The following is a 22,762-nucleotide window of genomic DNA, read 5'->3' as shown; positions in this document are numbered from 1 at the left end:
TTAATTCAATTAAAAACACTTAATATTTATAACTTTTCTTACATCGTGATGAAATACTAGTTCATCGATTTTATCTCATTTACTGATTAGATTTGTTTAATGTAAATATAATATCTCGCGACACTTAATTTGTTATTATCATTAGGGACATTTCCTGCAGTTGTTTTTTCATTAAAGTACAAACCTTGTGCCATTTATTGAAAAAGACAACTCCCTTTTTACTACTTCACTTCCACCGTATAATTTCCTGTCCCCCCGCCATACTGATACACATGTAAATAATACTTCCCTGGATACGTGTAGTAGCTACCTACTAATTTATTCCCTTGTTGCTGAGCATACGTAACATAATTATTTAAATCTGCTTCAGAATAAAGTACCCAGTTCATTCCGATATTATTTTCATTCGTTACGTTAATTTGAAGGTTTTTAGCATTCTCCACATTAATTTCAAAGAAGTCACTTGTATCGCCATTTCCTAAACTAGCACGTAAAACTTGATTTAACTGCAGTTTGTTTGCTGTTTGGAATGAGTTATTCGGTTCTTTTTCTACACTGTTATCTTCTTTCTTTTGAACAGTTACAGTCGCTGTAGCAGTATTAGTTGCTCCTTTATCGTCTGTTACTGTTAATTTAGCCGTATACGCTCCTTCTTTTGTATATACGTGAGTTGGATTTTGCTCATTACTTACCGCTCCATCACCAAACTCCCATTTATATGAAATAATTTTCCCATCTTCATCTTTTGATCCGTTGCTTGTAAATGAAATTGCTTCATTTACATTTCCACTATACGGACCGTTTATAACCGCAACTGGTGCTTTATTCTCTGCCCCTTCTTCCGTATTAATACCATGGAACACAACATCATATTCAAATTGTCCTGATGCATTCACGCGATAATTTACGAAGTATGCTGTTACTGTTTTATAGCCTGTCCATTCCTTTGCACTTAAACGTTTTAACGTATCATTAACGTTTTGTGTAATTGTTTTCCAATCTTCATATTCTCCTTTTGCTGCAGTTCCTGTATATGTTCCTTGTAGTGTGAATGTATTAAAGAACTGTGATTTATTTTTCTTCACTGATACATTTTTCAATTTTGCTTCCGCTGTTATTTCTGCTGCAATATCTGAAACTGGCTTCGATGCATGATTCGCTAAATAATCGTCTGATACTAATGGCACATTATATTTCTCACGATTATCAACTAGCATTTGCATATAGTCTTGATATTCTTTATTTAAATTCGCATCTTTACTTAATGTAGAGCGATATGCATCATATGCTGTTACATCATTTTTCCTAATAAGATCATGTATTTTATCAAACATATCATATCTCTTATTGTACATATACGATTGTAAAGCAAAGGAATAATTATAGAAATCCCACGTTCCATACTTTGCATTTAACGTTCGCTCTGCCGTATAACGCTCTGCTGGGTTTGAAGATAACCCTCCTATAATACTCTTTCTCGGTACAACATTATCCGTTCTCGTTGCCCCTGCAAAAAATTCAGCATTTCCTTCTTCAAACCAAGATAATCTTTCATTTTCATATATTTTTCCTTGTCCCCATAACCCTGGTACTTCATATCTACCTTGTAAATAATGCGTAAACTCGTGCCGGAATAATTCTTCTAAACTATAAATACTTTCTTCTGGCGTACGCTCATAAGTAAAGAACGTACCTGTTCCTTCTATATAAAGACCACCGTTATTCGTTTCATATCCGTACAATTGACGATTAAATTGATATTCCGCTGGGCTATTATAAATAACCATCGTTAATACATCATCAGGATTTCCTTTTTCTAAAGGTTGATCACTTTCAACCGTACGATGGAATTGTGCCTTCACTTCTTTTGCCGCCCAATATAAACGTTTTACTTTTTCTTCTGTCACTTTATCTCCAGCTTTTAAAACAATTGCCCCATCATCAAACGTATACGTTTTTGGCAAATATTTTTTCTTTCCATCTTCTCTTATTTGATCTAAATTCACCACTTTACCATTTGCATCTTTCCCGCCATAATTCGTTGCAATTTGCTCAGCAGCTACGAAATATTGCTCCCCTAAATATGGATATATTTTCATCGCATCTGTTACAACTTGTAACCCTTTCGTTCCTGTACTATGGAACGTACCGAGTCTACCTGTATAATAAATGCCATTATTAATAAGCCAACCGGTTTTTGCTGTAATCGTTCCCATTAATGCAAAACGACTTAATTCATTAATATAACTATCTATTTTCTGATACCATACTGTATCTTTCGGTGCTTTCCTCGTATCGTACAAATACGATTGAATATCGTAATCAACACCTTGCATAATATCGTAAATAGCATTTCCAGCTGAAAGATTATCTACTAATGTAGAAAAATTATCATTATATTGTTTAAAAATCTTTGCAGCTGATGTTATCGTTTCCACATCACTCGAAGCGTTTCCTATTAACTTTCCGTATGATGATACCACTCTATTTTGCTCTAATGTACCCAGCTTGAAATTTGAATTGTTAGCTATCGCTTTTAATGCAGGTAAGCATTTATCATGATAACTCCGTTCATTTAATTTACTAAGTTCCGAATTATAAAATCCTAAATAAAATCCTGAACGTAATACCTCCACTAATGTCTCAATCCCTTTTGAATCATCCTTCGTATAGGCTTGTCCTTGCTGCTTCAATTTATCAATAATCGCCTGCACCCTACTATCATTTTGATAGAATGCTAGACTGTCTGTATTAAACTGAAATAGCCCCGTAATTTGCTCCCAATCAATTGTTACAAGTAAATCTACTAACTGCTGATTGCTTAATTGATTTAATTCAGCAATTGTATAAGTTTTCGCTACAGCTAATTGCTTACTTTCTTTTTTCACCTCAGGTGGTCTTTGTGATAAATCGGCAAATTGTAGCCTTTTCTCAAAAGACTTGCTTTCGAGCACTTTCGATGAATGAGCTAATTCTTGTACTGGTAGTTGTACACCGACTGGCTCCATTTTGAGCACATTTCGATAAGAAACTTGCTCTCCCTTAGTATCTTCTGCCAAACTTCCCCCTTGAAAACTCCCTAACATTAAACTAGCAAAACTTACCCCTACTAACATTTTCTTTGAATAGCCTTTCATGCTCTCCCCTACCTTACATTTATAGTGTCCCGCTCCATTATTTTACTATTTTCACTTTTTGTCCTGTATTGAGAAAAAATAAGGTAACGTTCACACATGTATCCATTCCATGTAAAATTAACGCTTGACTTTCCGTGCATTTTATATCAAAAAAGATAGATAATAGCAAAATTTCTGCTACATCTATCCTCGTTTTCAACACTATGATTTTAACTTTATAAACGTAACTTCCGGTAATGTTTGCATATGCTGAATAAACTCATTCTTTTCTTCTGACGATATATTTTTCAGCTGCATTCCTACCTTATAAACAGTTTCTGTACCTTGCTGTGAAGCTTCCACCTCATATGAGAGTATTGGGATGCCTTTCACTTGTAGTGTTTCTAATATTTGTTGTATCGCTTCATGTTTATTTACAAACATTTGCACTGTTATATTTTGTGGAAATAGAAATTGCACCTTAAAAATACGACTTACAATTTCTAAACCAATTAAAACGAGAATCGTCGCTCCAATGCCTACTACATACATTCCCGCTCCAATTGCTAATCCTATACCGGCAGTAGCCCATAAACCAGCCGCGGTCGTTAATCCTTTCACCGCCTGCTTTTGAATAATAATTGTGCCTGCACCTAAAAAACCAACTCCACTAACGACTTGTGCTGCAATCCGACTTGGGTCTAGAGACGTATGCTCTTCATACACAATATCTGAAAAGGCATATTTCGAAACAACCATTATTAACGCACTTCCTACCGCTACGAGGAAATGAGTCTTTAATCCAGCTTCTTTCGATCGAATTTCTCTTTCAATACCAATCATTGCTCCTAACAAACCAGCAACACCGATTCGTATAATAAAATCAAAATCTACACTCACGGGCACTTCCCCCTTTCATTCATTATAGATAGATAAAACAAAAATTATCACAAACATCCATTTATCACCATGAAAGAATACCACTAAAATACACTTAATACTCCGACTGTTTTATGTTAATATTTTAAATATTAACATAAAATAAATAACTCCTGATTTTAAACCTTCACTAATTTTCTAAAAAACCAAAGGTGGATTGCATGAAATTAGGTTGAGAAATTTCAGAAAACGCTTTCATTTTGTTTCATAATTTTTTATAAAAAATACATAAATAAAGGAGCTTACTAACAATGAACGTCTCGTTACTTACACCTACTACTGATTTACAAGAAGAATACTTAGATTTCTATAACGAATGGAAAGATAGCGGTGAAACAATGATCCCGTGGGTTATCTCAAAAAATCCTGCCAACTTCCCAGCTATGGTTCAAGAACTTCTCGATGCGCATAACGGAATAAATATCCCTGAAACTTGGGTACCAGACTCTACATATTGGCTTGTTACAGATGAAAATAAAATTGTGGGAGCTGTTAATATACGTCATAGTTTAACCGAACATTTATTTAACGCTGGCGGTCATATTGGTTATGGCATTCGCCCTTCTGAAAGAAGAAAAGGTTATGCTACGAAGTTACTAGCATTATCATTAGAAAAAACGAAGGAATTAGACATCACGAAAGTACTTGTCGTTTGCGACGCAGTGAATACCGCTTCTGAAAAAACGATTTTACATAACGGCGGGCTTCGTGATGATGATTTCACTGAGGAAGATGGGAATGTAGTAAGAAGATATTGGATTGAGCTATGAATGATCACAAATAAGCGAGAAAGTGATTATACACTTTCTCGCTTATTTTACACTGCTTCTATTTCAAACTGCACTGTAATACCACTTGGATCTACCACCACAAACCCATTTGTAGTTTCATTTATTTCATGTTGTTTTTCTATTAATCTTTCTTTCACTTCATCTAACGCTTCTTTATACGGTAGTACAATCGTATACACCTTTAGCCCAGTTGCATGTACTGGTGGGTGTGGATTGTTTACTCCGTTCCACGTATTTGCACCAATATGGTGATGATATCCCCCTGCTGAAATAAATAAGCAATCCTCTTCACGCTGTTGTACTTCAAAACCTACTGTTTCCACATAAAATTCATGTGATTTCTCTACATCAGCTATTCGTAAATGTACGTGCCCAACGACAGTATTAGCAGGCAAACCATCAAACTCATAATCAACGAGTGTTGCCAATTCTTTTAAATCAAGTGGTGTACTTCCTCCTGGCCCTTCTCCCCATTGATCACGCGGACGGTCTGCATAAATTTCAATACCATTCCCCTCTAAATCTTGCAAATAAAAAGCTTCGCTATATGTATGATCACTTGCACTATTAAACCTTGAAATTGGTAAAATTTCATTTGAATATGTATAACGCCCTTCTTGCTCATCCGGGCTGTCAATTACATTCTTATTACGAAGAACCCCAAATAGCGCAGAAGCAAAAGCTTCACGAGTCGGAACTAAAAAGGCTACATGATATATACCAGTCGTACGCGGTTCTTGCAGTACCCCGTCCTCTAACCTTTCAAGAACAAGTAACGCGTTCTTTCCACCTTTTCCAGATAAATATGCTTTATTCCCCTCTTGCTTAATTACCTCTAATCCTACAACATTCTCATAAAAAGCAATTTGACGCTCTAAATCTTTCACTTTAAATTCAACATGACCAATACGTGTTTTCGGATGAATTTTTACCATGAATAACTTCATCTCCTTATCCCTATATTTTCCCATTACATATAACCGTTACTATGAAGGATACAACTAAAATCATCCTATGTAAATAAGAAAAGTCAGAATTCACATACATTTTTATTTTCATAATAAAAAGCCATCTTTTCTAACTTTTAGAAAAGATGGCTTTTTAACTCTTATCTCATTTTATGTACTTCAGCAACTAGCTTTCCACCCTGAATGCCCATATAAAGCTTCACAGGTGCATCATTCGTATTTTCAAATACTAAATCTAAGTATGGATATGCAATTGTAGCATCTCTTCCTTGTGGAACATAACCTACCGTTTTAGAATGTGTAGTTCTCTCCACCATTTTCAGACCAGCTTGATCTGCTGCATTGTATAAAGTTGAAGATGTTTGACAAACACCACCGCCATATCCATCTACTAATTTACCATCAACTATTTCTTTCCCTAATTGATATCCTTTATCTGGTGTTGTATCACCGATTAATGAATTAAAAGAGAAACGGTCTCCTTTTGCTAACACAACTCCATTTATGCTCGCTGCTGACAAACGAATATTCTCAATACGGCCACCTGTTGAACCACCTAAGTTCGTTTCATATCTACCAATTACCGTACCATTTCCTTGCGCATCACTTAATGTTGCGACTGGTTTTTTCTCCACGATCGGCAACTGATACGTAGCATCCCACATACCAACATTTAACAATTTATCTACTAATTCTTTTTCCATTAATTCATAAGAAGGTTTTCCTTCTTGCCAACTTCCATCAGGTGCTATACGTGAAGGAACCATTTTTTTGTCGACGCTTTTTCCAACCTCACCAACAACCTTTGTTACAGACTTTTTAAATTTCGCTTCATCTTCAAAATAGCCTAAACTAGATAAATCTAATTTTTTCACTTCAGTACCAGTTCGACCATCAACTAAACTAATAGTATCCTGCACTTCTGCTTTAGCCTCTACAGTATGCCCACCAATATCACTTACCAATGCAACATCACTTACTTTTGCACCACAGCCACTCATTATAGCTACACATAACACCCCAACCAATATACCCTTTACTTTACGGAACAATATACTCTCTCCCTTTCCCCAACATCACTATTATGTATTTATTTCATTTTTATGTATGTTTTGTTACAATCATTTTACAATATGTTTATAAAATGTTACAAGTTATTTTTCACTCTATATAAATTACTCTTTTCTTTTATAAATGTCTATACATATTTACATAAAAGTTTGAGTTTGATAGAATTGTAACTTTTATGTAAACTCTCTCTTTTATCCAGTATATACCATTAAGCAAAAGAAATACAAATCAAAAACCCTCAAGCTATTTTTTATAAAGTGAAACTGTAATCAGTGGGGGTTTTACGGGCATCCCGACCTTCTTTGTTTCTGCTGAATTTTGACATGGGGGTCTTATTGCCCAGCAAATAGCGGGATAAAGAGAAATCCCGTCAACATAAATAGGTATTTGCCGTGCCACCACTCCGCTTTTGCACATACATTATGGTGAATTCAACCTATTTTAAAGAAATGGAGGATGTTATTATGTATCCCTACAATCCATATGATCCATATAATCAATATGCGTACCAACAACCACAGTATGACTTACAAACACAATATCAATCTTATATAGATCAAGCAGAGCACACGAATCCATATGACCAAAATAGACAATTCCAACTTCCAATCTCTTTTCCTGGCACTGGAAATCGTCAATTAGAAAGACGCGTAAATGAGCTTGAACAAAGAGTTCGTCAACTAGAAAATACAGTTGAGCGCCATACACGTAGACTAAACCGCTTAAACCAACGTTTACGCACAGTAGAAAACAGACTAAACATTCCATTCGCAGCATTAGAAGACGGATTTTAATCGAGAAAATAAAGATTATATAAAGGAAGGGGCTTCCCCTTCCTTATATAAATTGACGAAAGTTTTTTCCATCTCTATACTGATAAGAGTTAATGAAATGAAACAAGGTGATAAATATGGATTTTGAAATAAATTATCTTTCCTTTTATGTTGTACAAGTAGAAGGAAAAGGTGAAGCAGTTGATAAACGCTACAAACATTTTCAAACTTTAGACGCTGAAGAATATGAAGATAGTTCCTTAAAAGAATTTTTGAATGGTGAGTTATTAAAAATATCGAAGCGAAAAGTAGAACGTCATGCAAAAACAGAACAAGCCCCAACAAAAATTGGTCGCTTTATTGTAGAAGAAGGGCACGAACTTGATTCAAACCCTCATTACAACCTTTTTAATCGTATTCGCTTTGCAGAAACAAAAGAAAACTTTAAAGATATGAGCGAACCTCTCGTTTATACATATCTTGACACAAGCGCTGTACGTGGTGGTGTATTTTTAATTGCTCAGGCAAAACTACGTAAATACTTTGATGATCCCTTCGTATTCGTAATGAAATGCGACTTTGAACCAAAGGTTGCTTCTATTTCTGATGAATCAACACTGATTCGTAACGTTGAAATGGCCATCACAACAAAGAATATGAAATCTATCCAATATCCGTACATGCCTGAAGAAGGTATGGTTGAAGTAGGCGAACTAAAAATACACCAAGCATCACATGCCCGCTACTTTGAAGACTTCTTAAAATTCGTCGAATACGAACGCTCTATGCCTGAAATTATGAAAACACAAGTAATGGACATGGTATACGACCAAATTGAAGATGTATTTGAAGAAGGTACGGAAGAACGCGAACAATTCGACCAAGCGATGGAAGTATGGGCTGCCAGTCCGAAACGCGAAATTATGGAACAATTTTCAACCGAAGAAGTAATGGAAGCAACTGCTCAAATCGTCGAACATGCTCCTGAATTCGAATTAAAACTAAAAGCAGATCATATCTCTGTGAAGGCCCTGCTTGCTGATTTCGGGGATCAAATACATATTGCGAAGGTAAATGATCGATATGTACTTATGATTGAAGCAGACACACTTACATTTGAAAAAGGCTTCTCTCCTATTGAGTTTCTGAAGCCAGATGAGCTGCAAGATGTGATTGAGCGGATTGAGAATAAGCAGCAGTATTCGTTTGATCCGAGCGGTATTGAATAAAATGAAACTTTAATCAGTGGGGTTTTGTTCATCCCCCACTAATTATTAACCCTCACCAATCGGGCTTTTACGGGATAAATACTTCCATATAACTGTTGTTACTGGGCGCTTTTAATAAGCGCTCTTTTGTTTATATTAAAAACCGATTCTACTAAGAATCGATTTTTCTGCTTTATAATAAAACATGTTTATTTTCAAATTTTTTTGATGCACGATGACATTTGTTGCAGAATCAAATACATCCCTTCCTTGTTATACAAGCTCATTTCCATTAGAAATATCTACTTCAATATTTCTAGTTGACCAAGTCCTTCTATAAGTTGTTAAGATGCAAATTTCACTTTACTACCTCAAATTTATTGTACTCGTAAAAAGATAATTGAAAACGATATTCCGGATGTTCTCTCACCCAATCGTAGGCTTCTTCTAAAATTTCCATTTTGTTTTGCAAGTCATTAAGTTCACTACATTCGTCCCTTTTCTGTTTGCACAGAGGGCAGAATCCATTCACTATTTCCGCACTCGTCACCCTAATAGTTTTACTTTCTAAATCAACTACTAGACGAAGAATAACAGAATGCTCTTCTTTTGTAGTCACCTTCATTTCAGCAATCCGATCCTTATTCCAAAAGACACCGTTTAATTCCATCTTTACTGTGACATCTTTAATATCCAAGTCTACCACTATCACACCTCCCTTGTACAAAACTCAATCTTACTCTTCTATTTTAAACTTTAATACACCACAACTTAAAGAGATATTAAGTTTTTTCCAATTCTTCTTTACTATGAAAGAAAGTGTAGTTAATGCTAATTGTGTGGTAAATATTATCCCAAAAACTAAAACAGTTAAAATGTTAAAGATTGTTTCCATTAAACTACACTCTTTTCTTTATATATATTTTTATTTTATTAATACGGTTTAAAACTCTTATTACGTCTTAACAATCCCAAAGCAATTATAATGCACAATCACAACAACAAGTTGATGCCTATTTAATATCAATACGCTGTTATTACATGTATGTAGTTAGAGGTGGAGGAGAAATTCATTTAACCTCTGTATTCTCCTCCATCTCAGCCAAATACCTAATCTGCCGTTCCGCTTTTCTCACTGCTGTACGAAAATGTTTTTTCAGGAGTTCTACTGTATTTTCACTTATATAATATCTTTCCGTTATACTTTCCCACGTGTCACCACTTTCAAATGTACTCCATTCAAAAGGTCGTTCTGTATTTTTCTTTAGTTCTTTAAACACCCATTTTCGCATCTTTTTTTTTGCTTTTTCTGTTAGTTTTCCGTTTTTTACAAGTTCAAGTTCACCATGTCTTTTGTATCGCTTATTAATATCTCTCTCGCTATATACTTTAAGAAGTATATTTGCTGTATTTTCAGCATCTGCTAAAGCACGGTGCTGTTTTCCTTCCCACGTTAAAGCGAGCTGTTCTACCGCAAATTGTAAACTTGGCGTATGTTCAAACAATTCCTCATATGCTTGGAAAACAAATTTTTGCAAATCAATTCTATTTTCTTTTTCTATACTTGGGCATTCAACACCATATAATGTACAATCATGAGATAGAAAGCGATAATCTTCTTTTCCCCATGAAACAAATATAGAACCTTCGCCGATGAACTGAATAAATTTCTCTATAATTTGAGGGAATTTTTCTACACCCATTAAATCTTTTTTCGTAATACCGGTTAATTTTGTTGTATGACGAGTTAATCGTGCACTTGGTTTTACTAACTCCGAAAATTCTTCAATTATCTTCATTGTACCTATTTCTATTTTTACAGCTCCGATATCAACTATTTCTGATGGATCTTCTGATTTATACGGTCTGAAATTCCTTTCAATATCAAACACAATGAAATGTGTAGCGTTTTTCAATTTATTTACCTCTTTCTAAATTCCTTTTCACACAAACACTTTATTTTCAGTATTTATTTATTCATGTACTTTATACAAAAATACTCCGAATAAATAAATGAAAATTCAGTCTTGTTATGATATGTAAGTAGGAGGACATCTATAAAAATGCAAAAAAAAAGAAGGGCGAGCCCTTCTTTTTTCAAAAATTACTTCTTGTTTACGTTAGTAGCTTGAGGTCCACGGTTACCTTGTTCTACTTCGAAAGTAACTTCTTGACCTTCTTCTAAAGTTTTGAAGCCTTCGCCTTGGATAGCTGAGAAATGAACGAATACGTCTTCTCCGCCTTCAACTTCGATGAAACCGAAACCTTTTTCTGAGTTAAACCATTTTACTTTACCGTTTTGCATGAAAAAAATCCTCCTACAATGTACCTATATGTACATATTCATTTTCAACCACCTTACAATAATAAGCCAGATATTAAAAAACTGCAACCCCTGAGGAGATTTAACATTGCTATCCTCCTCGGAAGTTACAGCTCATTTAAATCTCTATATTATTAAAAGTAAAATGGTTTAAATATACTATATCATATCAATATAATAAAAGTAAAGTTTTTTTCTTAAATTATTTTTTGTTCCCACTGCATTGCTTTTAATTCACCTGATCCGGCTACTACATAACCATCTTTTTGATTAACAATGCGCCATCCGTGCCCTTTAACTGAATCACATACTGTAACAATACCTTCTTCAAGAAGCACACGGCACACACTACTAATCCCCGCCTTATTTTGCGTTGAAGTTGTATATAAAACATGTTGATCTACACTTAAGTCTAAATAACTACTTGCTTTCTGCTCACTTTGACATGTATGCCAATATATTTTTTCACTTGCAATACTTTCATCTATTTTACAATAAGAAATATTCCCGCTAACTCCCTTGCACGATCCACTTGCCGCTACTAAATAAGAATTGTGTAAAGTCAACGCGGAGATCATTTGATTCATCGCAATTTTAATCCTCTTTAATTTACGTGTCTTCAAATCAAAGAGCCAAACACCACCATATTTAGCATGTATTTTCGTACCAATAAATAAGTAATGTTTATATAAAAATAATGATCGAATAGACGGTGCCGCACTGCCATACTCAAGAAACGGATGAATAGTTTCCCATGTCAAACCGAAATTATGAGAAAGATACAGCGTTTTTTCTCCATGAGCAACAACAGTTCCTTGTACAGTGCTACATACATTCCAACTCGTTGCTTTTGTTGGAAAACGCTGAATTGTCCAGTTCTCTCCACCATTCATACTGCGAATAAAAATCCCTTCGTCACCTACACCATAAACTACATTATCTTCGCTATGTAAATCCCTAATTCGTTTTTGAAAACCATTTAAAATTCGTTTCCATTCTCCGTCTTGTTCAACAAATAAGCCATTATATGTAGTAGCTAACAACAGTTTTCCATCTCTTAACTTTGTAATAGCAGTTGCACTTAACATTGTCTCCACGTTGACACTCCCATTCTTAGAACTTCTCAGCAAATGCAATTGCAAAATTACTGCATTTTTCAACATCCTCTTCATCTTCTGGAGCTAATTCAATTTTCAGCCCTTCTTGTACAAGCTCTGCACCGCGTTCCACAAGACGTTCTTCAAATATCGTTACCGCTTCACAAAACAGTTCATACGCCGTATCACCCGATCCGAATACCGCTACCTTTTTCCCAGCTAAATCTATATTTTCTAAGTCATCATGAAAATCTTCCGCTTCAAATGGTAATTCACCATCGCCCCACGTATAAGATCCTAAAATGATTCCATCATAAGCTAATAATTCTTCAGCATCCATGCCTTCCATTTCTTGCAATACTACTTCATGATCAAAAGCATCTAAACTAACTTTAATTAAATCAGCAATACTCTCTGTATTTCCTGACATACTTGCATAAGCTATTAAAATTTTTGCCACTTTGGCATCCCCCTCTAACGATAAATGATTCTCATTCTCATTATATTAATAATGAGAATCAATTTCAATTGATTTTTTCTACTTTTATTTACATTTCACATTACTTATTTCAAATAAAGTGAGGGTATTCATCCCCCACCTAACTTCTTTGTTTCCGCTGAATTTTGAGGCGGGGGGTCTTACTGCCCGGCAAATAGCGGGATAAAGTGAAAGTTTAATGAGTCCTCACCAATCAGGCTTTTTCAGACAGCCCACAAAGAGCGGAATAAATAAAAAAGCACAGATGACTATACAATCATCTGTGCTTTTTTATTATTTTTTAAAAATACCAAAAGGCTTTCCTACTGGTAAAACAACTTTTCCGAAGTGTGTATTTAACACTGCTGCTGCTGAACCGTAGAAAGATAATAACGAAATAAGAAGTTCAGAATATGCTGCTAAATTATGCATTGCATGCGGCATAACACCTAAAGTACTTAATGAAAGACCGATAAATAAGAAATCAATAAGGACGAAAATCATAAATAATACTTTATGTGTTTCCATTGCACCAATTGTCATAAAGATTGTGAAAATCAAATATCCGATAAAGGCTACACCAAGCTGTTTTGAATCTGCAGCTTGTGCTAATTTTTCGCCAAATACTCCAAGTTGAATTAACCAAGTCATTCCAACACCTAGCCAAAATAGACCGTACGCACCGAATGCTGTTGTACCGAATGTATTGTTATGCTTTGCATCATGAATGCAAGCAAAGATTTGTGCAAATCCTCCTAAAAAGATTGCCCACGGTAATACAAGTGAAACGCCATCTGTTAAGCCTAACTTTTGAGATGATGCTACAAGTGTTACCATCGCTAATCCAAATAGACCAATTCCAGATGGATCCGCTGTTGTCATTTTCACATGATGTGTAGTAGTTTGATTGCTCATATAAACCTCCTGATTATAAACATACTCGAATACAATACTTAAATCAGAAGACTATGTCAATGGTTTTTTTTGTATGTTGTCAGACGTTATATTTTATAATGATTAAATATATTTCTGACCACTTCATAAGGTTTTATATTCACTTTTTCCAACTCGTTTATCGGTAGCCATAACGGAATATAATTTCCCCTACCTTCCAGCTGAAATTCCTCAGCTGTTCCGCTTCCGAACACTCCGCCTGTAATATAGGCAGCATAATAATATTCATTTCCTTTATATTTTACCTTTGCAATAAGGTGCTCCACTTGTATATGTACCCCTAATTCTTCGTATACCTCTCTTTTCGTTGCCTCTTCAGGCGTTTCACCTTCCTCAATCCCTCCGCCAGGAAAAACATAATATGTTTCCTCTTCTCGAATACGTTTTATAAGAGCGATTTTTCCTTCCTGTACAATGATAGCGGCTCCGCGATTTCTTATCATTTTATTACCTCAATACGAATCGCAACTGTTCCCCACTCCTTTTCTTGTTCTTTCGTATATATTTTGTATGTACTTTCTAACATTTCCTCTAAACTATCATTTTCACAATCCAATAATTTTTTATCAATTTGTTCATACATAGATTTAAAGCTCTCGTATCGCTTTATTTCCGTTACTTTTACCGTCATCATTTCTGTTGTCGTAAGATTCGTAAATACGATTTCATCGTCTTTGTTTATTAGTTGACGTTTTTTATCGTATAGGCGTACTTCATATACTTTTTTCCCTGATTGAATTGACTGAAACGGTTTATTATATAAACCCATTTCGTATCGCATACATCCCACTCCCTTTTGTTCATTTCACCTATTAATACAGTTCACATTACTACATCCTGCATATAATATTCCATACGTATCGCTTAATTGAGAAAGGAGGCTGAAGAAGCATGTTATATTTAAATCAAAAACCTGAATATAATAAATATGATATTGGTGATTATACTTATAGTAAAGTAGGGCCAACCATTTTTTCTTGGAACGATGAAACAAAATTAAAAATAGGTAAGTTTTGTTCATTAGCAGAAGAAGTCGTTTTCATACTTGGCGGTGAACATCGCGCAGACTGGATAACAACTTATCCATTTAATGCACTTTTTGATGAAGGAGCACATATTACTGGTCACCCTTCTTCAAAAGGTGATATCGTAGTTGGCAATGATGTATGGATTGGTTATCAATCCTGCATTTTATCTGGTGTTACAATTGGTAACGGTGCCATTATTGGTGCAAAAAGTGTTGTTACAAAAGACGTCCCTCCATATGCAATTGTGGCTGGTAATCCAGCAAAATTTATTCGATATCGTTTCCCGCAAGAAACAATTGACAAACTAGAGAATCTTGCATGGTGGGACTGGGACATTTCTGTTATAAAAGGAGCTATTCCATTACTACTTTCCGACAAAATCGACGAATTTTTCACCTCGCCCGAAAAAGAATCTACATGATTAATGAAGAAAAAGCATCCTTCTCTTACAGGATGCTCTTTCTTCATTTATTTTTTCTTTATTTACAAATGATCACACGGAGAACATTGAAAAGGAATTTTCCCTAAGCAATTAAGATTCGTTTCGCAAATTTGTTCAATTGTTGGAACAAATGGAATGACAACTATGTTACTTTCTACTATTTGTGTAACAGGTGGCAACACTGTGCCTACTTGATGTTCAAAACGAATACTCGCTTGATTTATATAATTTCCTGAACCATTTGGCGCGCTCTGTACTGCTACTTGGAACGAAACTGTCCTTGCTTCACCAGGATTTAAACTTCCTATAATAAATCCTGATACTGGGTTTACATTTGGCACTGGCGTATTATCAACCGTTACAGTTCCAAGAACAAATTGAACACTACTATCTAACATATCTTGAAAACGAATATTTTGTATTGCTGTATCCCCCGTATTTGTAATAACTGTCGTAAACGTAATAACATTTCCAATTGTTGCTGCCTGTAAATTTGCCGTTTTTACGACTGTCGTTGAGACATTTTGAGGAATAAACGGGATAACAACTGTATTACTATCACCTTCAACTACTAATGGCGGCTCATTCGGATTTACAGTTGCAAGCCCATTCGCTGTAGCAGTATTTGTAACTAAATTATTTATTTGCCCTCCTATTATTACAACTTGGAAATTAATAATTGCTGCATCATTTGGCTGAAAATCACCTAACGGAATACCAGTATTCGGGTTAGCGAATGGAAAAGATACATCATTTACCGTTACCGTGCCATTTATAAATAGCGTATTCGGATCAATGATATCTGTTAACACAATGTTGGTCACAGGAACTGTACTATCATTTATAACAGCGATTCCGTAAGTGACAACATCCCCTATCATTGCTACTTCAAAGTTTGCTCCTTTTGCAACAAATAAGATTGCAGTATTTACCGTCACTATAACGGTATTGCTCGTATCCATCACTGTAACTGGCGGCTCCCCTGGTACTAAAATATATTCTGCTAACGCCCCAGCAACGTTCACTACTGTACCACCATCTGGAAAACTTGTAATCGTAGCTTCATATGTTACAATCGCCGTCTCACCGACTGGAATGTCTACAATCGTAAATCCAACCTGCGGATTTACTCCCGGACGAGCTACTCCATTTACAGTTACACTATTTGGTACAAAAACAGCTTCCTGAGATAGGACATCGATAAATTGAATATTCATCGCATCAGCAGTACCAGTATTTAATATTCGAACCGTATACTTTACTGTTTCTCCTACTCCAACAATTGAATGATCTACTTCTTTTTGCATATCTAAACTGCCTCTATTTACTGGTGTGACTGTCGTATTACTTGAATTCGTAATTGTAAACGGAGGTTCTCCTGGAATTAATTCAAAATCACCCGTTACTCTTGCTGTATTCATAATGCTACTAGAAGGCGGAACTGCGATTACATTTACTTCAAATGTAATTAATACGCTATCCCCTACTGCAAGATTAGGCAATGCAAAGCCTACAAATGGATCTAAACCTACTTGCGGAATCCCATTTATTTGTACACTTCCAGGAACGAATTCTAAACTAGGTGATGGAACATCGCTAAACTGAACGTTCGTCGCTGTTACCGTTCCCGTATTTGTAACTTGCACACTATACGTTAACGTATCTCCTAATCGTGTCGCTTCTTTATTTACAGATTTTATAACGCTGAATCGTCCTCTATTCACTCTAGTTATTGTCGTATTACTCGGCTCTGTTATTACAACCGGTGGCTCTCCTGGCACTAAAGTAAAGCTTCCTGTTATATTTGCAACGTTCGTAATTGTTCCTGATGACGGGATGTTTGTAACTGTCGCTTGAAACGTCACTATAACTGTTTCACCAACTGGGATATCTCCAACTCCAAATCCAGTAATCGGATTTAAGTTTGGTTGCGGAGCTCCATTTATCGTTACACTATTTGGTACAAATGACGCACCTGTTGAAATCGTATCAATAAACTGAACATTGTTAGCTGTTACTGTTCCTGTATTCGTTATTTGCACTGTATACGTCAATACATCTCCAACTAGAGTAGCGGCTCTATTTACTTGTTTAATAACATTAAAGCGTCCTCTATTTACAGTTGTGAGTGTTGTATTACTTGGCTGATTTACTATAACTGGTGGTTCTCCTGGTACTAAAATAAAGCTTCCGGTAACATTTGCCGTATTGGCAATTGTTCCGTTTGACGGAACGCTAACAACTGTTACTTGGAATGTGACTTCTACACTTTCACCTGGAATTATATCCGGAAGTGAGAAGCCAGTGTTAGGGTCTAATCCAGGCTGTAACGCACCGTTTATCGTTACACTATTCGGTACGAATGTTATAGAGGATGGTAATACATCACTATATTGAACATTCGTCGCTATCACTGTTCCCGTATTTTGAACTACTGTTGTATATGTGATTGTATCGCCTACTGCAACAACCGGCTGACTTACTGATTTTAAAACATTCAAACCAGATTCATTTATTTCTGTTAATGTCGTGTTACTTGTCGTCGTTTCCGTAATAGGCGGCTCTGTTTCACTTACAGCAAACGTAGCTGTAACATCTACAAAGTTAACAATCGTTCCACCTTCTGGTATGCTCGTAACCACTTCCTGATATGTGACGAGTACAAAATCATCTACAGGTATATCTGGAACTGTAAAACCAATGAAAGGATCTAATCCTGGTGCTGGTACCCCGTTTATACTCACGCTTCCTGGTACGAATGCTACACCGGCGGAAGTAGTATCGATAAATTGAACATTCGTCGCTGGCACTGTTCCGAAATTAAAAATCAATACATCATACGTTAATATTTCTCCTACAGTCGCTACTTCCTTATCTACTATTTTCACTGGAAAAATAAACGCTATATTAATTGTCGTAACGACTAAATTCGTTAATATCGTTTCCGTAATCGGTGGTTCCTGCGGATTTGGTTGTGAAGTAAATGTAACGTCTGCATCATTTAATATGACTTCATTATCTGGAATTTCTGTAATCGTCACTTGGAATGTGACCTCAATACTTCCACCAGCGATTAATAATGGCGTAACTGTAAATCCTATTTCTGGATTTAAACCAAGTTGCTGCACTCCACCTATCGTTACACTATTGTCAACAAACGTCGTTCCTTCTGGTATGACATCTTGGAAGAACACATCTGTAACAGGGATAATTCCTACGTTTGAAATGAGCACGGTATACGTTAATACATCCCCAACAGCCCCAGTTGCAACATCAACTGTTTTTGTTGCTGTTACTTCACCAGGAGGAGGTAACGGTATTGTAACTACCGTTGTATTACTTGAATTCGTTGTTGTTACAGGTGGTTGTAAAGGATTTAATAAGAAAGTGGCTGTAGCAGATGCTGTATTTAATACTGCTCCACGTGTAGACGGTGCAACTACCGTAACTTGGAACGTTACTGTCAATGCTGTTCCAGCTGCAATATTAGGAAGCGGGAAACCAACATTTGGGTCAAATCCAGGTTGTGGCGTTCCATTTATCGTTACACTATTTGCTACAAATGTTGTTTCTGGAGAAACTGGATCAAGGAAAGAGACATTCGTTGCTGTTACTGTACCGTTATTTCGAATGACAACAGAATACGTGTAAGTTTCTCCAAGTGCTGCTTGTTGTACAGATGAAGATTTTTGTATATTTAACTGTGCTGTGTTTACTTGCGTCACTACAAAATTACTATTTGTAACAGTCGTTATTGGAGGGTTTGCTGGATTTATAAGAAAACTTGCAGTAACGTTCGATTGGTTTCTTATATTTCCACCGCTCGGAACACCCGTCACTGTAACTTGAAACGTAATGGTAGCCGTTTGCCCGACCGGAATATTTGGTACCGGGAATCCTGCCATAGGATCCGCGCCTTGCTGTACGACTCCATTTATCGTCACACTATTTGCTACAAAGGCAGTACCAGACGGAATTGGATCTTGAAAAACAATATTCGTTGCAGGAACAGTTCCTGTATTTTGAATAAGAATCGTATACGTTAACGTATCTCCTACACCGGCTTGTGGTGTATTTACACTCTTCATTACATTAAGTGATCCTACATTCACTCGCGTCACAACAATATTACTAATCGTTACAATTGTAATTGGTGGCTGGAGAGGACTTACTTGGAAATCAGCAGTGACATTCGCATTATTTGGAAGAACTCTATTTGGTGGTACACTCGTGATTGTCACTTGAAAAGTGACCGTCACCATACCTCCTACTGGAATATTAGCAAGTGGAAATCCAGTTGTCGGGTTTAAACCTGGTTGAGGTGTCCCGTTTATCGTTACACTATTCGCTACAAAAGTGGTTCCAGCTGGAATCGGATCAAGGAATGATACATTTGTCGCTACTACCGTTCCACTATTTTGTATAGCAACTGTATATGTTAGTGTATCTCCTACACCTGCTTCAGTAGCGCTTACACTCTTCATTACATTTAACCCTGAGGAATTCACAACTGTCATAACAGTATTACTTGGAACCGTCACAGTAATTGGTGGCTCTGTTGGATTTACAAGAAAATCTCCAGTTACATTCGCGTTATTTACAACATTATTCCCTGGTGGAATTTCATCAATTAATACCTCAAATGAAATAATTACACTCGCGCCAGTAGGTAAATCATTTAATGGGAATCCTAGTCCTGGATCTGCCCCCTCTTGTAAAACACCATCAACCAATACACTATTTTCAATAAATAATGTCCCTTGTGGAATTGAATCTTGGAAAAATACATTTGCAGCTGGTACACTACCTGCATTTATAACTTCGATTGTATATACTAAAACATCTCCTACCGTTGCAACATCCGTATTGACTGCTTTCACAACTTCAAAGTTTCCTGATTGTACTATCGTATTCACAACATTACTCGGTACATTGATTGTTACTGGTGGTTCATTCGGATTCACTTGAAAGCTTGCTGTTACATTTGCTTGATTTAAAATATCTTTATTTTCTGGATTCTGTACAATTACTACGTCAAATGTGACTACAACCGTTTGAGCCGCAGGAATATTCGGAAGAGAGAATCCTGTATTCGGATTTAGTCCACTTTGCTGTACTCCATTAATTGTTACAGAATTTGCAACAAATGAAACAGCAGAAGAAATAGGGTCTTGGAAAAATACATTTGTTAACGGAACATTCCCTGTATTTTGGACGGCAATTGTGTACGTTAAAGTATCCCCTACCGCCGCTTGCGTTGTATTTACTTCTTTTATTACATTTAAACCGCCTGTATTAACTTGTGTCACAACTGTATTCGTTTGTCTATTAATTGTTATCGGTGGCTGATTCGGAATAACGACGAAATTAGCAGATACATTTCCGCGATTCGCAATCGTACCTCCCGATGGTGTAGATGTTACTCGTACTTGAAATGTAACAGTCCTACTTCCGCCAGGAGATATATTAGCTACTGTAAACCCAGTCGCTGGATTTACCCCAGATTGTGAAACCCCATCCACAGTCACACTATTTGCGATAAATGTCGTTCCAATTGGGATCGGATCTTGAAAAATAACGTTCGTTGCAAGTACATTTCCTGTATTTTGAATTGTTACCGTGTACGTAAGAACGTCGTTAACCGTTGCAAAAGCTTTATCCACTGTTTTTCTCGTTGCTATATCAGCTATATTAATTGTCGTAACTACAGTATTACTTGTCGCTTGCCCTGAAACTGGTTGTTGACCAGGCACTGGAGTAAAGGTAAATGTTACACTCGCACGGTTTGGAATTGGATTGACAAGAGGGTTCGATGTTACTCGAACTTGAAAGCGCACTACAGTCGTTTGCGATGCATTAATACTTCCAAGATTAATACTACTTGCTGGATTCGCTCCTGGACGCGCTACTCCATTTACCGTAACGCTATTTGCGACAAATGTTGTTCCAGCAGGGATACTATCAACAAAAATAACATTGTTCGCAGTGACGTTTCCATTATTTGTGACAGTAACTGTGTACGTTAATACATCATTAAGCGTTGCCGTCTGTAAATCTACAGATTTCTGCATACTTATAGTTGCTTGATTCACTGTCGTTTGTACTGTGTTTGAAGAAGACGTACTTGTAATAGGAGGACTACCAACGAAGGGACGGAATTGATATGACACCATTGCACGATTTAAAATAGGATTGGGATTCGGGAATGATGTTATTCGAACTTGAAATGTAACAATTCTTTGCGTGTTATTTGGGATTGTGCCTAAATTAATTCCATTAGCAGGGTTTGCATTCGGCTGTGTTACTCCCCCTACCGTAACACTACCTGCAACAAACGTCGTTCCGCTCGGAATACTATCACGTAATACAACGTTTTCTGCACTTCCTGTTCCTGTATTTGGGACCGTAATTGTATAAGTGAGAGTATCCCCTACCCCCGCGACTGTTCTATTAACTGATTTAACAGGATTAATAATTGGACCTGTTGCATCAATTTGAACACCAAAACCAGCTGCAGCGTATCCATCTCCATTTGTAACAAATCGAACCGTTGCTGATGTTTGACTGTTTACTAAAGATGAGGAGGCATCTACATTCGTAATATCCCACCCCTGTCTTCGGACGGCCAAAGCTACCCCTAACGGCTGATTCAAATCTCCAAACGTGCCGCTCGTATCTAAATTTCCACTGTCATTACAAATTTGTGACTGAAAGAAATTATTCGCAGGATTTCTCGGTCCGAATAATGCAACTGTAGCATTTGCATTCGGCCCAAAGCGAAGTTGATCTCCAACAATGTTAGAATCACCTTCTTGAGCAGTTACGAGCACTCTTCCTGTAACAGCTCCTGTTGCCGGCGTAGCAAAACCTGAAATTGTAGCATCAACTGGCGGGGATGAAGCATCGATAATTTCTTGACCTGCATATACTGACAAATTTCGAAGTGGTAAACTTGCATTTTGATACACAACCTCAAGCGTCCATCCAGCTGAACGACTGATTGTTGGGTCGGCTGAAGTTCTTGCAGCTGGCACAGCACCCGTTGTATATGTGCCTGCCCCACCTGCACTAACAAGATTCGTTACATTGGCAGAGCGAGCATAATAAAACTGATTTCCTACTGAACCTTGCTGCGCGGTAGCAGGATCTGGCGTAACAGAAAACGTCCCTGCTGGCGTTGTAAATGTAATGTTATCATTTAAAAATGGTAACACATCTTCCGTATCAGTCCGGAAAGTACCAGCCCAAACTAATTCTGCATATAATACACTGCTTCCCACTGGAAGATTTAAAATTGCACTTGAAGAATTCAATTGCCATTCATCTGTTGTCCCTGCTGGGAACCCTGGTACTTGCAATGCTGTATTTACTGTCGTAAACACAGCAAGTGTACCAAAAATATTACCTGGTGCAGGTGATGTAGGGCTAAGTCCCAGCGTATTCCCAGTAAACGTGACGGCACCAGGTACTGTTGTCGTAAACCTATTTATAAAAGGCACACAATCATCTCATTTCAATTATAGTAAAAAGTGCTCTATACTATAAAATGTAGACAAACTATACAATGTACGTTG

Annotated in this window: 17 protein-coding genes; 4 read left to right on the top strand and 13 right to left on the bottom strand. The window is 36.6% G+C overall.

The features are described from left to right. Window positions 1-221: 221 nt before the first annotated feature. Entirely contained in the window at window positions 222-3,137 is a 2,916-nt protein-coding gene (gene colA, locus ACTFP3_RS09285) for a collagenase ColA (RefSeq protein ID WP_440010159.1), read from the bottom strand. Between the two features lie 201 nt (window positions 3,138-3,338). Then, window positions 3,339-4,016 carry an MgtC/SapB family protein gene (locus ACTFP3_RS09280; protein ID WP_000109728.1) on the bottom strand — a complete coding sequence of 226 codons (678 nt, stop codon included), beginning with the start codon at window positions 4,014-4,016 and terminating at the stop codon, window positions 3,339-3,341. Window positions 4,017-4,306: 290 nt separating this feature from the next. Here ACTFP3_RS09280 and ACTFP3_RS09275 point away from each other — a divergent pair, with 290 nt between their 5' ends. After that, a complete protein-coding gene (locus ACTFP3_RS09275; protein WP_001103118.1) occupies window positions 4,307-4,825 on the top strand; it encodes a GNAT family N-acetyltransferase in 519 nt (172 codons plus the stop codon). Window positions 4,826-4,872: 47 nt separating this feature from the next. On the opposite strand, the gene ACTFP3_RS09270 is transcribed toward ACTFP3_RS09275, so the two are convergent. Continuing rightward, a complete protein-coding gene (locus ACTFP3_RS09270; RefSeq protein WP_002024552.1) occupies window positions 4,873-5,817 on the bottom strand; it encodes a VOC family protein in 945 nt (314 codons plus the stop codon). Between the two features lie 137 nt (window positions 5,818-5,954). Beyond that, window positions 5,955-6,866: a VanW family protein gene (locus ACTFP3_RS09265; protein WP_000488973.1), complete on the bottom strand. Its 912-nt coding sequence runs from the start codon at window positions 6,864-6,866 to the stop codon at window positions 5,955-5,957. Window positions 6,867-7,349: 483 nt separating this feature from the next. Here ACTFP3_RS09265 and ACTFP3_RS09260 point away from each other — a divergent pair, with 483 nt between their 5' ends. Both ACTFP3_RS09260 and ACTFP3_RS09255 read left to right on the top strand, forming a co-directional pair. Beyond that, complete coding sequence (locus tag ACTFP3_RS09260; protein WP_000283715.1) at window positions 7,350-7,679, top strand: hypothetical protein; 330 nt, start codon at window positions 7,350-7,352, stop codon at window positions 7,677-7,679. Between the two features lie 116 nt (window positions 7,680-7,795). Next, on the top strand, window positions 7,796-8,887 hold the full coding sequence (locus ACTFP3_RS09255) for a DUF3900 domain-containing protein (protein WP_440010155.1): 1,092 nt from the start codon (window positions 7,796-7,798) through the stop codon (window positions 8,885-8,887). A gap of 337 nt (window positions 8,888-9,224) precedes the next feature. On the opposite strand, the gene ACTFP3_RS09250 is transcribed toward ACTFP3_RS09255, so the two are convergent. From ACTFP3_RS09250 to ACTFP3_RS09215, 8 genes are all read right to left on the bottom strand, one after another. Continuing rightward, window positions 9,225-9,572: a hypothetical protein gene (locus ACTFP3_RS09250; protein ID WP_326036412.1), complete on the bottom strand. Its 348-nt coding sequence runs from the start codon at window positions 9,570-9,572 to the stop codon at window positions 9,225-9,227. A gap of 364 nt (window positions 9,573-9,936) precedes the next feature. Continuing rightward, window positions 9,937-10,782 (bottom strand): exonuclease, encoded by an 846-nt coding sequence (locus ACTFP3_RS09245; RefSeq protein WP_000786417.1) that lies wholly within the window; start codon window positions 10,780-10,782, stop codon window positions 9,937-9,939. 188 nt (window positions 10,783-10,970) lie between these two features. Beyond that, window positions 10,971-11,171, bottom strand: a complete 201-nt coding sequence (gene cspB / locus ACTFP3_RS09240) for a cold shock-like protein CspB (protein ID WP_001179150.1) — start codon at window positions 11,169-11,171, stop codon at window positions 10,971-10,973. A 215-nt stretch (window positions 11,172-11,386) separates the two neighbouring features. Continuing rightward, window positions 11,387-12,286, bottom strand: a complete 900-nt coding sequence (locus tag ACTFP3_RS09235) for a WD40/YVTN/BNR-like repeat-containing protein (RefSeq protein ID WP_006922620.1) — start codon at window positions 12,284-12,286, stop codon at window positions 11,387-11,389. A 16-nt stretch (window positions 12,287-12,302) separates the two neighbouring features. After that, window positions 12,303-12,746 (bottom strand): flavodoxin, encoded by a 444-nt coding sequence (locus ACTFP3_RS09230; RefSeq protein WP_001062752.1) that lies wholly within the window; start codon window positions 12,744-12,746, stop codon window positions 12,303-12,305. A 312-nt stretch (window positions 12,747-13,058) separates the two neighbouring features. Then, on the bottom strand, window positions 13,059-13,679 hold the full coding sequence (locus tag ACTFP3_RS09225) for an acetate uptake transporter (RefSeq protein WP_000070938.1): 621 nt from the start codon (window positions 13,677-13,679) through the stop codon (window positions 13,059-13,061). A gap of 86 nt (window positions 13,680-13,765) precedes the next feature. Further along, window positions 13,766-14,161, bottom strand: a complete 396-nt coding sequence (locus ACTFP3_RS09220; protein WP_000620831.1) for an NUDIX hydrolase — start codon at window positions 14,159-14,161, stop codon at window positions 13,766-13,768. After that, entirely contained in the window at window positions 14,158-14,499 is a 342-nt protein-coding gene (locus ACTFP3_RS09215) for an ASCH domain-containing protein (protein WP_001268359.1), read from the bottom strand. The genes ACTFP3_RS09220 and ACTFP3_RS09215 overlap by 4 nt, the downstream gene beginning before the upstream one ends. A gap of 110 nt (window positions 14,500-14,609) precedes the next feature. Between ACTFP3_RS09215 and ACTFP3_RS09210 the strand changes: the two genes are divergently transcribed. Further along, window positions 14,610-15,167 carry a CatB-related O-acetyltransferase gene (locus ACTFP3_RS09210; protein WP_000966302.1) on the top strand — a complete coding sequence of 186 codons (558 nt, stop codon included), beginning with the start codon at window positions 14,610-14,612 and terminating at the stop codon, window positions 15,165-15,167. 62 nt (window positions 15,168-15,229) lie between these two features. Here ACTFP3_RS09210 and ACTFP3_RS09205 read toward each other — a convergent pair whose 3' ends face one another. Beyond that, window positions 15,230-22,687 carry a DUF7507 domain-containing protein gene (locus ACTFP3_RS09205; RefSeq protein WP_440010149.1) on the bottom strand — a complete coding sequence of 2,486 codons (7,458 nt, stop codon included), beginning with the start codon at window positions 22,685-22,687 and terminating at the stop codon, window positions 15,230-15,232. Between the last annotated feature and the right edge of the window lie 75 nt (window positions 22,688-22,762).

The sequence above is a fragment of the Bacillus cereus group sp. MYBK5-2 genome (assembly GCF_051915685.1).
GTDB lineage: Bacteria > Bacillota > Bacilli > Bacillales > Bacillaceae_G > Bacillus_A > Bacillus_A cereus.
Note: the sequence above shows the minus strand (reverse complement) of the source record. Positions and strands in the feature narration are given on the sequence as shown.

What these genes read in the sequence shown, in the direction of transcription:
- ACTFP3_RS09270 (WP_002024552.1), bottom strand. Translation starts at nt 5,817, where the DNA reads ATGGGAAAATATAGGGATAAGGAGATGAAGTTATTCATGGTAAAAATT.
- ACTFP3_RS09210 (WP_000966302.1), top strand. Translation starts at nt 14,610, where the DNA reads ATGTTATATTTAAATCAAAAACCTGAATATAATAAATATGATATTGGT.
- cspB (WP_001179150.1), bottom strand. Translation starts at nt 11,171, where the DNA reads ATGCAAAACGGTAAAGTAAAATGGTTTAACTCAGAAAAAGGTTTCGGT.
- ACTFP3_RS09225 (WP_000070938.1), bottom strand. Translation starts at nt 13,679, where the DNA reads ATGAGCAATCAAACTACTACACATCATGTGAAAATGACAACAGCGGAT.
- colA (WP_440010159.1), bottom strand. Translation starts at nt 3,137, where the DNA reads ATGAAAGGCTATTCAAAGAAAATGTTAGTAGGGGTAAGTTTTGCTAGT.
- ACTFP3_RS09255 (WP_440010155.1), top strand. Translation starts at nt 7,796, where the DNA reads ATGGATTTTGAAATAAATTATCTTTCCTTTTATGTTGTACAAGTAGAA.
- ACTFP3_RS09275 (WP_001103118.1), top strand. Translation starts at nt 4,307, where the DNA reads ATGAACGTCTCGTTACTTACACCTACTACTGATTTACAAGAAGAATAC.
- ACTFP3_RS09215 (WP_001268359.1), bottom strand. Translation starts at nt 14,499, where the DNA reads ATGCGATACGAAATGGGTTTATATAATAAACCGTTTCAGTCAATTCAA.
- ACTFP3_RS09220 (WP_000620831.1), bottom strand. Translation starts at nt 14,161, where the DNA reads ATGATAAGAAATCGCGGAGCCGCTATCATTGTACAGGAAGGAAAAATC.
- ACTFP3_RS09260 (WP_000283715.1), top strand. Translation starts at nt 7,350, where the DNA reads ATGTATCCCTACAATCCATATGATCCATATAATCAATATGCGTACCAA.